The 12,767-nt window shown below is 72.1% G+C and carries 9 protein-coding genes; 7 read left to right on the forward strand and 2 right to left on the reverse strand.

Going from position 1 to position 12,767, the window contains the following annotated elements; all coding sequences use genetic code 11:
* Positions 1 to 7: 7 nt before the first annotated feature.
* From ACH45N_RS02215 to ACH45N_RS02230, 4 genes are all read left to right on the forward strand, one after another.
* A complete protein-coding gene (locus ACH45N_RS02215) occupies positions 8 to 4,417 on the forward strand; it encodes a hypothetical protein (protein WP_397390729.1) in 4,410 nt (1,469 codons plus the stop codon).
* A 10-nt stretch (positions 4,418 to 4,427) separates the two neighbouring features.
* Positions 4,428 to 5,699, forward strand: coding sequence for a serine--tRNA ligase (serS, locus tag ACH45N_RS02220; protein WP_397390731.1), 1,272 nt, complete (start codon positions 4,428 to 4,430; stop codon positions 5,697 to 5,699).
* 58 nt (positions 5,700 to 5,757) lie between these two features.
* Positions 5,758 to 6,561: an HAD family hydrolase gene (locus tag ACH45N_RS02225; RefSeq protein ID WP_397390733.1), complete on the forward strand. Its 804-nt coding sequence runs from the start codon at positions 5,758 to 5,760 to the stop codon at positions 6,559 to 6,561.
* Positions 6,562 to 6,664: 103 nt separating this feature from the next.
* Positions 6,665 to 7,516, forward strand: a complete 852-nt coding sequence (locus ACH45N_RS02230) for an HAD family hydrolase (protein WP_397390735.1) — start codon at positions 6,665 to 6,667, stop codon at positions 7,514 to 7,516.
* Positions 7,517 to 7,586: 70 nt separating this feature from the next.
* Here ACH45N_RS02230 and map read toward each other — a convergent pair whose 3' ends face one another.
* A complete protein-coding gene (gene map, locus ACH45N_RS02235; protein ID WP_397390737.1) occupies positions 7,587 to 8,363 on the reverse strand; it encodes a type I methionyl aminopeptidase in 777 nt (258 codons plus the stop codon).
* A gap of 300 nt (positions 8,364 to 8,663) precedes the next feature.
* Between map and ACH45N_RS02240 the strand changes: the two genes are divergently transcribed.
* From ACH45N_RS02240 to ACH45N_RS02250, 3 genes are all read left to right on the forward strand, one after another.
* Positions 8,664 to 10,061 (forward strand): ABC transporter substrate-binding protein, encoded by a 1,398-nt coding sequence (locus ACH45N_RS02240; protein WP_397390739.1) that lies wholly within the window; start codon positions 8,664 to 8,666, stop codon positions 10,059 to 10,061.
* 122 nt (positions 10,062 to 10,183) lie between these two features.
* On the forward strand, positions 10,184 to 11,170 hold the full coding sequence (locus ACH45N_RS02245) for a carbohydrate ABC transporter permease (RefSeq protein ID WP_397390741.1): 987 nt from the start codon (positions 10,184 to 10,186) through the stop codon (positions 11,168 to 11,170).
* On the forward strand, positions 11,167 to 12,096 hold the full coding sequence (locus tag ACH45N_RS02250; protein WP_377230318.1) for a carbohydrate ABC transporter permease: 930 nt from the start codon (positions 11,167 to 11,169) through the stop codon (positions 12,094 to 12,096). Before ACH45N_RS02245 ends, ACH45N_RS02250 begins: the two co-directional genes overlap by 4 nt.
* Positions 12,097 to 12,189: 93 nt before the next feature.
* On the opposite strand, the gene ACH45N_RS02255 is transcribed toward ACH45N_RS02250, so the two are convergent.
* Positions 12,190 to 12,756, reverse strand: a complete 567-nt coding sequence (locus ACH45N_RS02255; protein ID WP_397390743.1) for a methylated-DNA--[protein]-cysteine S-methyltransferase — start codon at positions 12,754 to 12,756, stop codon at positions 12,190 to 12,192.
* Between the last annotated feature and the right edge of the window lie 11 nt (positions 12,757 to 12,767).

The following is a 12,767-nucleotide window of genomic DNA, read 5'->3' on the forward strand; positions in this document are numbered from 1 at the left end:
TGGGCGGGTGAATCCCCGCTCCACCCGGACACTGACCGTGCCCGCTGTCCTCGTCATGCTCGTCGCGGCCCTGCTGGGCCTGATCGGCCCGACGACCGCGTCGGCGGCCCCGCGGTCCGCGCCGGCGGCCGTGGCGACGGCGGCGTCCGGGGCCGGGACCACGACTACCGCGGTCCCCGCGGCCGACGGTCCCGCCGCGGCCGCGGAGCCTGCCCCGGCCGCCCCCGTCGTGGTGGTCGGTGTGGCCGGGCTGCGGTGGACGGACGTCTCCCGGAGCACCACCCCGACCCTGTGGCACATGATCGGCGGCGGCTCCGTCGCGTCGATCAACGTGCGGACCGCCGCGCCCGCGACGTGCCCCCTGGACGCGTGGCTCACGCTCTCGGCGGGCAGCCGGACGGTCTCGGCCGGCAGCGCCGAGCGCGCCGACCAGCCCGACCCCGAGGGGCGGGACGGCGAGGAGCGCGAGGCGCGCGGGGCGACGTCGTGCACGCCGGTGCCCGAGCCCGCGACGGGTGCCGCCGCGCAGGGCTCCGGCGACGCGGAGCCGGCGCGCGCCACGATCGACGGCTGGGCGCAGCTCCCCGAGAAGGACGAGGACGAGGAGGAGGTCGCCGAGCCCGCCGAGCGCGAGCAGGTGTCCGCCCCCGGGCTCCTCGGCGAGCTGCTGGACGAGGCGGACGCGTGCTCGACGGCGGTCGGGCCGGGTGCCGCCGTCATGCTCGCCGGCGCGGACGGGACCGTCAGCCGGTACGTCCCCTCGCTGGACGCCCTGACCTCGGACGGCGCCGAGGGCTCGGCGAGCACCTTCGGCGCACGCGGCCAGGCCTGGGACGACGCCCTCACGGAGTGCCCCGTCACCGTCGTCGACGCCGGCAGCCTGCCCGAGGGGCCGGAGCGGGCGCAGGCGCTGGAGACCCTGGACGGCACGCTCAGCAGCCTGACCCGGAGCCTGCCCGCCGGCACGCGCGTGCTCGTCGCGGGCGTCGCGGACACGCCGCTCACACAGCAGGGCCTCCAGGTCGTCGTCGACTGGGTGGTGGACGTCCCCCGGGTGCGCTGGCTGACGTCGGACGCGTCGCGGAGCACCGGGTTCGTGCAGCTCACCGACCTGACGGCCACCGCGGCCGAGGCCGCGGGGGCCCTCCCGGACCCCGAGGCCGAGGAGCAGGCCGGGCAGGACCCGGCGGTCGAGGAGCCCTCGATCGACGGCTCGCCCATCGAGGTGGGCGAGCCGCGGCGCACGACGGTCGCCCGCACGGTCGAGAACCGGCAGTACATCAACGTCCTGGCCGACACGATCCCCGCGCAGGTGCCCGCCTTCGCCGGCGTGATCGTCCTGTTCCTGCTGATCGCCGTGCTGGTCCTGGTGCTGCCGCGCCGCGCCGCCCGGCCGCGCCGGGAACCCGGGCCGTATCGGCAGCGGCTCGCCCTGAGCGCCGCGCTGCTCGCGGTCTCGGCGCCGGCCGCGGCGAGCCTGGCGACGCTCTCCCGGTGGTGGGTGTGGCCCGCGCCGGAGTTCGGCCTGGCCCTGTCGCTGACGGTGGCCGCGGTGGCCGTCGCGCTCGGCATCCGGGGCGTCTCCCGGCTGCTCCCGCCGGCCCCGTGGCGCAACGCCGTCGCGGCGGCGGGCCTCACCTGGCTGGTCTTCACGATCGACGGGGTCACGGGGTTCACGCTGCTGCAGGCCTCGCTCCTCGGCCCGTCGCTCGCCACCGCGGACCGCTTCTACGGGTTCTCGAACGTGGCCTTCGTGATCTACGCGGTGTCCGGCCTGGTCCTCGCGGGCGGGCTCGCGGCCTACGCGGCTCGTCGCCGCACGGCGACGAGCGCCGGCTCGGTGCTCGGCGACGGCGCCCGCGCCCGCGAGGCGCAGCGGCCCACCCGGCCGGTGTGGCTCGGGGTGGCGGCCGTGACCGCCGTCGCGCTCGTGACCGTCGCCGTGGACGCCGCGCCGTACTTCGGTGACCGCCTGCGCGGGCTCACGCTGCTCGTGCCGTTCGCCCTGGTCGCGCTGCTCGCGGCGCGGCCGGACCTGGTGACCCGGTTCCTCGGCGCCCGCGGCTGGCTCCCCTCCGGCCGGCACACCGAGCCCGTCCGCCGCGTCCCGTCGGCCGTGCTGGGCCTGTCCGGCGCGCTGCTGCTCAGCCTGCTCTTCGCGGCGGCCGTGCTGCCCGTGCCCGGCGCCGAGGCCGCCGGCGAGGAGTCCGGTTCGCTGAGCAGCGCCGAGCCCGTGGTACCGCCCGGCGAGAACGTGGTCGTGATCGGCACGCAGGGCCTGCGCTGGACCGACGTCCAGCCGTCCCTCGACACCGGCACCGCCCCCGCGCCCACCCTCTACGGCATGCTCACCGACGGCGCGGACGCCGCGGGCCTGACCCTGCCCAACGGGCGCGCGGCGCGGTGCCCGGACAGCGGGTGGCTCAGCCTGTCGGCCGGGCGCCTGGCCGAGGTCGCCGACGAGCGCGACGCCGACCGGCACTGGATCTGCGACGAGATCACCGTGACGCCGCTGGCGGACGACCCGGCGGACGGCGCAGCGGACGCGGACGCCGCCGACGCCACCGACACGGACGCGGCCCCGGCCGGTGCCGGGACCGCCGGCGGCGACCGGCCCGCCGTCGTCGACCAGTGGGACCGGCTGACCGCGCTGCAGCGCGGCTCCGGCTACGCCGCTCACCCCGGTACGTTCGGGGACGCCCTCGCCGACGAGTGCACGACGGCCGTCGGGCCCGGCGCGGCCGTCGCGCTCGCGGAGGGGGACGGCAGCGTCGGCCGGTACTTTGACCTCGACGCGGCGCTGGCCGCGGACTCGGGCGCCTGGGACTGCCCCGTCACGTTCGTGGACGCCGGCTCCGCGCTGCTGGACGTCGCCGAGCGGGCGGACCTGGAGAAGCAGCCCGACGGCGCCGACCAGGTCGAGGCCATCCGCGCCGACCTGGTCGCCGCCGTCGACCTCACGGTGTGGCGGGTGCTGGACGCCGCCCCCGCGGACGCGACCGTGCTCGTGATCGACGTGGCCACCACGCCGGAGCACGCGCTCGAGCTGGGGCCGGCCCTGGTGCGCCCCTCGGCGAACTACGACGGGCTGCCGCGCTACCTCGCCAGCACGGCGACCCGCACGGAGGGCGTGGCGCGCCTGATGGACGTCCCGGCGGCGGTGCTCGACGCCGTCGGCGTGGACCTGCCCGCCGACATCGACCCGACGCCGCTGCTGCGGGCCGGGGAGCGTCCCGCCTCGGCCTGGCTCACCGCCGACGAGCTCGCCGACATGACGGCACGTGACCACGTGCGCCGGGACGCGTACATCTGGCTCGTCGACGTCCCGTTCTGGCTGGGTCTCGCCCTGGCGGCGGCCTGCTGGTGGGTGCCGCGGCGAGTCGCCTTCGTGCCGGGCGGGCTGCGGCGCGCCGCCGTCGTCGCCGCCACGGCGCTGACCGCGCTCCCGGCGGGCGGGTTCCTCGTCTCCCTCACCGGCTGGTGGCGGTTCGACCTGCCCGTGCTGGCGATCGTGGGCGCCACCCTGCTCGTGACGGCTGCCGTGACCGGGCTGAGCCTGCTCGCCCCACGGCGGCCCCTGTGGGCGGCCCCTGCCGTCGTCGCGGGGATCACGTTCGTCGCGCTCACGGTGGACGCCCTGTTCGGCACGCCGCTGAACCGGGCGGCGCCGCTCGGCTCCGCCCCGACGTTCGGCGCGCGGTTCTACGGCTTCGGCAACCCGACGTTCTCGGTGTACGCGGTGGCGGCGATCGTGCTCGCGGCCGCGCTGGCGCAGCTCCTCGTGTCGCGCGGCAGACGGGTCCTGGCCACCCTGGCCGTCAGCGTCGTGGGCGTGATCGCGATGGCGGTCGACGTCTGGCCCACCCTCGGGGCGGACCTCGGCGGCGGCCTGGTGCTCGTCCCGGCGTTCGTGGTGGTCGCCACCGCCGCGTCCGGGCTGCGCCTCACGCTCTGGCGGTTCACCTGGGTCGCGGCGGCCGGCGTCGGCGTGGTGGCCCTCGTGGGCGTCCTGGACTGGTTGCGCCCGCCCGAGTCGCGCTCGCACCTCGGCCGGTTCGTGGGCCAGGTGGTCGACGGCGAGGCGGTCTCCACCGTGCTGCGCAAGGCGCTGTACGCGCTGAACTCGATCACGGGCGGTCCGGCGGTCTGGGCCACCGTGGTGATCCTCGTGCTGGTCGGCCTCGCGCTCTTCGGGCCTGCGACGTGGCGGCGACGCCTGACGCCCGCCTGGTTCACGCGCGCGGGGCGGAGCTGGGAGTTCCTGCGCCCCGCGCTGGTCGCGATGTGGGTGATGGCGGTCCTGGGCTCGCTGGTCAACGACTTCGGGCTGCGGATCGCGATGATCGCGCTCATCCCTGCCGTGCCACTGCTCACCATGGTCGCGCTGCGGACGAATTCAGAGCGACAGCCCCGTTAGGCTCGTCCCCGTGATCGATCTCCGACTTCTGCGCGACAACCCCGACGTCGTCCGCGCGAGCCAGGTGGCCCGCGGTGACGACCCCGACCTCGTCGACGTGGCGCTCGACGCCGACGCGCGCCGCCGCTCCTCCCTGACCGAGTTCGAGAACCTGCGCGCGGAGCAGAAGTCCCTGGGCAAGCAGGTCGCGCAGGCGCAGGGCGACGAGAAGCAGGCGCTGCTGGCCCGCACCAAGCAGCTCGCGCAGGACGTCAAGCAGCACCAGGCCACCGCGGCGGAGGCCGAGCAGGAGCTCGACCGGGTGCTGTACTCGATCGCCAACGTGATCGAGGGCGCGCCAGCGGGCGGCGAGGAGGACTTCATCGAGCTCAAGCAGGTCGGTACCCGCCGCGACTTCGCGGCCGAGGGCTTCGAGCCCAAGGACCACCTGGAGCTCGGCGAGGGCCTGCGCGCGATCGACACCAAGCGCGGCGCCAAGGTGTCCGGGGCACGGTTCTACTTCCTCACCGGCATCGGCGCGCGGCTGGAGCTGGCGCTGCTCAACATGGCGATGGACCAGGCCGTGGAGCAGGGCTTCACGCCCATGATCACGCCCACCCTCGTCAAGCCCGAGACCATGCAGGGCACCGGCTTCCTGGGCGCCCACGCCGACGAGATCTACCGCCTGGAGAAGGACGACCTCTACCTGGTCGGCACCTCGGAGGTGGCGCTCGCGGGCTACCACAGCGACGAGATCGTGGACCTGTCCGACGGCCCCCTGCGGTACGCCGGCTGGAGCGCCTGCTACCGCCGCGAGGCCGGCTCGGCGGGCCGCGACACCCGCGGCATCATCCGCGTGCACCAGTTCCACAAGGTCGAGATGTTCAGCTACTGCGCCCCCGAGGAGGCGGCGGCCGAGCACCAGCGCCTGCTGGGCTGGGAAGAGGCCATGATGGCCAAGGTCGAGCTGCCCTACCGCGTCATCGACACGGCGGCGGGTGACCTAGGCTCCTCGGCGGCCCGCAAGTTCGACTGCGAGGCGTGGCTGCCCACGCAGGAGCGCTGGCTGGAGCTCACCTCGACGTCCAACTGCACCACGTTCCAGGCCCGCCGCCTGGGCGTCCGCGAGCGGACCGAGGACGGCTCGACCCGGAACGTCGCGACCCTGAACGGCACGCTGGGCACGACCCGCTGGATCGTCGCGATCCTGGAGAACCACCAGCAGCCGGACGGCTCGGTGCGCGTCCCCGAGGGCCTGCGCCCGTACCTGGGCGGCCTGGAGGTCCTGGAGCCGGTGAAGTAGGGCGGTCGATCACCTCGTCGTCGGCTGCCGTTCATCGTGCGGTCGGTAGGCTGCGAGCGTGGCCCGTGACTTCGAACGCAAGCTCATCGCCCTCGACATCGACGGGACGCTCGTCACGTACGACGAGGTGCTGTCCGACGCGGCGCGGGAGGCGGTCGCCGCCGTCCGCGCCGCCGGGCACCACGTGGTGCTGGCGTCGGGCCGCTCGCTCATCGCGATGACGCCCGTCGCGGCGGACCTCAAGATCGAGGACGAGTGGATCGTCGCCTCGAACGGTGCCGTCACGGCGCGTATCGACGCGTCCGCCCCGATGGGCTACACCCTGGAGCGCGTCGAGACGTTCGACCCCGAGCCGGTGCTGCGCATGCTCAAGGTCGAGCTGCCCCACGCGCGCTACGCGGTCGAGGATGTCGGCGTAGGCTTCCGGATGACCGAGCTCTTTCCCGAGGGCGAGCTCAACGGGGAGCACCGCGTGGTGGACTTCGAGGAGCTCTGGGCCGGCGACGTCACGCGCGTCGTGGTCCGCAGCCCTGGCGAGACGAGCGCGGAGTTCCACGAGATCGCAGCGCGTCTCGGTTTCGACGACGTCACGTACGCCGTCGGCTGGTCCGCGTGGATGGACATCGCACCGCAGGGCGTGACCAAGGCGTCGGCCCTCGAGGTGGTACGCAAGGAGCTCGGGGTGGCGCCCGGGAACACCGTCGCCGTGGGTGACGGCAGCAACGACATCGACATGCTGCGGTGGGCAGGACGAGGCGTGGCGATGGGGCACGCGTCCGAGCCGGTGCAGGCGGCGGCCGACGCCGTGACCGGCTCGATCGACGACGACGGCGTGGTGGACGTCCTCCGCTCGCTGCTCTGAGTCGGGCAAGATCCCGCGGACGACGACGCGGGTGAAAGTAATCCGTGCAAAGGTATGGATCACAGGGCGAATGCCTGTACATTTGGGCGCGATCCGTCGAAGGGTGACGGCGCTCACGGTGCCATGGGGGTACGTGATGATCCTGGACGACCAGTCGGTGTCCATGCGGGTGCGCAACGATGCGCCCCACCTGGTCGCCCTCGACATCGACGGGACCCTGTTGGTCACCGGGCAGCCCGTGCCCGGGCCGACGGTTCTGGCCGTGCAGCTCGTGCGTGGCCGGAAGCACCACGTGGTCCTGGCGTCGGGACGGTCGTTGACGGGGATCCTGCCCGTGGCCAAGGAGCTCGGCATCACCGACGGCTGGGTGGTCGCCTCCAACGGCGCGGTGACGGCGCGGCTCTGCGCCACGTGCACCAACGGGTACATGCTCGAGGACGTCCTGACGTTCGACGTCGGCCCCGTGGTCCGGATGGCGCTGAGCCGGTTCCCCGACGTGCAGATCGGCGTCGAGGAGATCGGCATCGGCTACCGCGTGAACCGGCTGTTCGAGCCGCACGAGGTCAACGGGGCCCAGCGCGTCGTCGGCGTCGACGAGCTGGGCATGATGCCCGCCTCGCGCGCGATCCTGCGGGGGCCGAACGTGCTGGACCTGCTGGAGCCGCTGCGCCGGCACGGGGTGACCGCCACGGAGGCCGGGCCGGACTGGATCGACGTGACCCCGCGGCACCTGAGCAAGGCGACGTCGCTGGAGAACATCCGCTCCACGCTCGGCGTCCCGCGGCACAACACGCTCGCCGTCGGCGACGGCCTGAACGACATCGAGATGCTGAGCTGGGCCGCCCGCGCCGTCGCGATGGGCCACGCCCCCGCCGCCGTGAAGGCGATCGCGAACGAGACCGTGGGCGACATCTCGCAGCACGGCGTGATCCAGGCGCTGAAGACCCTGATCTAGCGCCGTGTCAGACCCTCAGGTCACCGGGGTGACCTGAGGGTCTGACACAACGATCAGCGCGCCGTGAGAATCAACGTGCGGTGAGGATCAGCGGGCCGTCCGGCGTGATCGCGATGGTGTGCTCCGAGTGGGCGCCGCGCGAACCGTCGGCCGAGCGGAGCGTCCAGCCGTCGGGGTCGGTGAAGATCTCGTCCGTGGTCTCCAGGAACCACGGCTCGACCGCGATCACCAGGCCCGGCTTGAGCGGGAAACCACGGCCCGCCCGGCCGTTGTTCGGCACGTGCGGGTCGCCGTGCATGGTGCGGCCCACGCCGTGCCCGCCGAAGTCGGTGTTGACCGAGTAGCCGGCGGCGTGCGCCACCTCGGCGATCGCCGAGGAGATGTCGCCGATCTTCTTGCCCGGCTGCGCGGCGGCGATGCCGGCCTCCAGCGCCACCTCGGTGGTGCGGATCAGCTTCGCGTCCCGCGCGGCGCGGGCCGGGTCGGGCTCGCCCACCACGATGGACAGCGCGGAGTCGGAGACCCAGCCGTTCACGGACGCCGCGAAGTCGATCGACAGCAGGTCGCCGTCCTCGAGCGCGTAGTCGTGGGGCAGGCCGTGCAGCACGGCGTCGTTCACGGAGGTGCAGATGACCTTGCCGAAGGGCATCGCGCCGAACGAGGGGTGGTAGTCGATGTAGCACGACTCGGCGCCCTGGTCGCGGATCATCTTGTGCGCGATCTCGTCGAGCTCGAGGAGGTTCACCCCGACGCCCGCGGCCTCGCGGACGGCGAGCAGCACGTCGGCGACGAAGCGTCCCGCCGGGCGCATCTCCTCGATCTCGCGCGGCGTCCTCAGCTCGATCATGTCCGTCCTTCCGTAGGGGCACCAGAGATCTGGCGGCACAAGCCTACGTCGCGCCGTCCACCCGCCACCCACCCGCCGTGCGGGCGTACGCCGCCGCCCTTGCGGGTGGCGTACCCGGCGTTTCGCCTCTCTTGGGCGACGGGTGCGATTGCAACGATTTCGTAATGCAAGGTGATGCTGTATGGGCTTGCATTGGACCGAGAACCACGGTTGCGTTGAGGGCGGGCAACCCGGCAGTCTGCCGGTCCGTACCCGCAAGCCAGAGGGTTCTGAGCCCACGAAGCAGTGGAGGAGCACGAGATGACTATCCGGATGGCTTCCAAGCGCCGAGCGATCGCCCTGGCGGCGACCGGCGCGAGCCTGGCCCTGGTCCTGGCGGCCTGTGCCGACACCGGCGACGACGGCGGTGGCGGGGACGGCGGTGGCGAGGCCACCGCGGCCGCGATCGACTGCGCCGCGTACGACGAGTTCGGCGACCTCGACGGCAAGGAGGTCAGCGTCTACACCACCATCGTGGAGCCCGAGGCCGAGACGCAGACGAAGTCGTACGAGCCGTTCGAGAAGTGCACCGGCGTCACCATCAACTACGAGGGCTCGCGCGAGATGGAGGCGCAGCTTCCCGTGCGCGTCCAGGCCGGCAACCCGCCGGACATCGCGATCCTGCCGCAGCCGGGTCTGCTCCAGACGCTGGTCAACGACTACGACGCCGTCCTCCCCGCGCCGGAGCAGGTCGAGGCCAACGTCGACGAGGGCTGGGCTCCGGAGTGGAAGGAGTACGGCACGGTGGACGGCACGTTCTACGCCGCGCCGCTGGGCTCCAACGTCAAGTCGTACGTCTGGTACTCGCCGAAGATGTTCGCCGACGCCGGGTACGAGGTCCCGACCACCTGGGACGAGATGATGGAGCTCACGGCCACGATCGCCGAGGGCAACGAGGGCGCCACCCGTCCCTGGTGCGCGGGCGTGGAGTCCGGTGACGCCACCGGCTGGCCGGGCACCGACTGGATCGAGGACGTCGTGCTCCGCACCGCGGGCCCGGACGTCTACGACCAGTGGTACACCCACGAGATCCCGTTCAACGACCCGCAGATCGTCGACGCGTTCGACACCGCGGGCGAGATCCTGAAGAACCCGGACTACGTGAACGGCGGCCTCGGCGGCGTCGACTCGATCGCCACCGCGACCTGGACGGACGCGGGCTACCCGATCCTGGACGGCAACTGCTGGATGCACCGTGCCGCGAACTTCTACCAGACGCAGTGGCCCGAGGGCACCGAGGTGGGCCCGGACGGCGACGTCTACGCGTTCTACCTGCCGGCCCAGACGGCCGACGAGAAGCCGACGCTGGTCGCCGGCGAGTTCATCGGTGCGTTCACCGACCGTCCCGAGGTCGTGGCGTTCCAGACCTACCTGTCGAGCGCGGACTGGGCCAACGCCAAGGCCGCCGCCACGCCGGCCGGTGGCTGGGTGAGCGCCAACAAGGGTCTCGACCCGGACCTGCTCGCGACGGACTTCGACCGGCTCTCCGCCGAGATCCTCGCCGACCCGGCCACGGTGGCCCGGTTCGACGCCTCGGACCTCATGCCGGCCGCGGTGGGTACCGACTCGTTCTGGAACGGCATCACCGAGTGGTTCGCCAGCGACGAGAGCAGCCAGCAGGTCACCGACACCATCGAGGACTCCTGGCCGAAGAACTGACGCCCGGCCCTCGACCATGACGCGCGGAGGCGTGGGACTTCGAGTCCCACGCCTCCGCCGTCCTAGGCTGAGGGACGGGACGAGTCAAGGACGACCGGACCAGGACGCGACAGGAGATAGCCATGGACTGGCTGCTGTATGCCGGGGACGACCCCGTGCACAAACTTTTGCTGATGCTCATCGCGATCGTGTTGTTCGTCGTGCTGATGGGCATCATCCTCTTCGTGGTCGACCGGCCACGGAACCCCACGCGCTGGTTCGTCGGCTTCGGGTTCACGGGAGCGGCCCTGCTGCTGCTCCTGATCGGCCTCGTGTACCCGGCGATCCGCACGATCATCAACTCGTTCATGAACCGCAACAGCACGGAGTTCGTCGGTCTCGACAACTACGTGGTGGCCTTCACCGAGCCCAAGTTCCTCATCGTGCTGGGCAACACGGCGCTCTGGGTGCTGGTCGCCCCGCTCGTGGCCACGTTCCTCGGCCTGCTCTATGCCTACCTGGTCGACAAGAGCCGCTTCGAGGCGGTGGCCAAGGGCCTGGTCTTCCTGCCGATGGCCATCTCGATGGTGGGCGCGTCGATCATCTGGAAGTTCGTCTACGAGTTCAAGCCGGAGGGCGTGAACCAGACCGGCCTGCTCAACCAGTTCATCGTCTGGCTGGGCGGCGAGCCGCAGCAGTTCCTCATCAGCCGGCCCCTGAACACGTTCCTCATCATGGTCGTGTTCATCTGGATCCAGGCGGGCTTCGCGATGACGCTGCTGTCGGCGTCGATCAAGGCGATCCCCGACGACATCGTCGAGGCGGCCCGGCTCGACGGCGTCTCCGGCTTCGGCATGTTCTGGCGCATCACCATCCCGAGCATCCGGCCCGCGCTGGTGGTCGTGCTCACCACGATCGCGATGACGACGCTGAAGACCTTCGACATCGTCAGAACGATGACGGCGGGCCAGTTCAACACCTCGATCGTGGCCCTGGAGTTCTACGACCAGCGGTTCCGGCAGAACGAGGCGGGCCTGAGCGCGGCGCTGGCCGTGCTGCTGTTCGTCATCGTGATCCCGGTGATCATCTACAACGTGCGCCAGCAGCGCCTCTCGGAGGATGTCCGATGAGCACCGTCAAGACAGCCGACGCGGCACCCGAGGTGCCCCGGGCGAAGTCCGACATCAGCGGCCGGGCCCGCAAGGCGCGCAAGGCGCTCTCCAACCCGTGGGCGAGCACGCTCGCCGTGGTCATCGCCATCCTGTGGACCATCCCGACGGTCGGCCTGCTGATCACGTCGTTCCGCCCGGAGCTGGACATCCGCCAGAGCGGCTGGTGGACGGTGTTCGGTTCGGCGTTCGCCGGCGAGGGCGTGTTCTCGCTGCGCAACTACGAGGCCGCGCTGTTCGACGGCTCCACCAACCTGGCCGTGTTCTTCATCAACTCGTTCGTGGTCACGCTGCCCGCGGTGTTCATCCCGATCACCCTCGCGCTGCTGGCCGCGTACGGATTCGCGTGGGTCGACTTCAAGGGCGCCGACTTCCTGTTCATCGCGGTGTTCGCCCTGCAGATCGTGCCGATCCAGATCACGCTGGTGCCGCTGCTGTCGGCCTACGTGGACCTGGGCATCAACGGCACGTTCTGGACGATCTGGTTGTCGCACTCGATCTTCGCGCTGCCGCTCGCGATCTTCCTGCTGCACAACTTCATGAAGGAGATCCCGAGGTCCCTGGTCGAGGCGGCGCGGATGGACGGCGCCGGCCACGTGCAGGTCTTCTTCCGGGTGGTGCTGCCGCTGCTCACCCCGGCGCTGGCCGCGTTCGCCATCTTCCAGTTCCTGTGGGTGTGGAACGACCTGCTGGTCGCCCTCGTCATGGGTGACCTCAACACGTTCCCGCTCACGGTCCGGGTCGCCGAGCTCGCGGGCTCGCGTGGTGGCGACTGGCACCTGCTGTCGGCCGGTGCGTTCATCTCGATGATCGTGCCGCTGATCGTGTTCCTGTCGCTGCAGCGGTACTTCGTGCGCGGTCTGCTGGCGGGTTCGGTCAAGGGCTGACGTTGCCGTAGTCCTCTTCGCCGTAGTCCCCTTCGAGGCCCGGGTTTCTCCGCTTTGACGTCGGTCAAAGCGGAGAAACCCGGGCCTCGAAGGTCATGCTGTGAGCGACTCGCGGGCCAGCAGGCTCTCCTTGATCGGCAGCCCGTAGCGGAACCCGCCGAGCGTGCCGTCCGTGCGCAGGATGCGGTGGCACGGGACGAACAGCGCGGCCGCGTTCATGGCGCACGCCCCGGCCGCCGCGCGGACGGCGGCCGGCCGGCCGGTCCGGGCCGCGTACTCGCTGTACGTCAGCCGCTCGCCGGCCTTCACCTCGCGCAGCACGTCCCACGCGTGCGTGCGGTACGGCCCGCTCGCCTGGAGCACCGGGACGCGCCCGGGCGCCCCGTGGTCGCCGTCGTAGTAGGCGCGGACGGCGTCCGCGGCCTCGGCGAGCAGCCCCGTCGGGTTGGTGTCCCGGACGTCGCCGCCCGGGCGCAGCGTGGGGTGGACCAGGGCGAGGAGGGAGTCGACGTCGTCCGTCCAGCCGGCGGCCAGCACCTGTTCGCGTGTCTCGTCGGCGGAGAGGCCGACGCCGCGAACCGGGCCGCCGTCGCCGGCGGCGACCGCCGCGACGACGACGCTGAAGGGGCCGTCCGGGGTGATCAGGGTCGTGGTCTTCATGTTGTTCCTTC

Origin of the sequence: Promicromonospora sp. NPDC019610 (assembly GCF_044389365.1) — a bacterium.
Classification (GTDB): Bacteria; Actinomycetota; Actinomycetes; order Actinomycetales; family Cellulomonadaceae; genus Promicromonospora.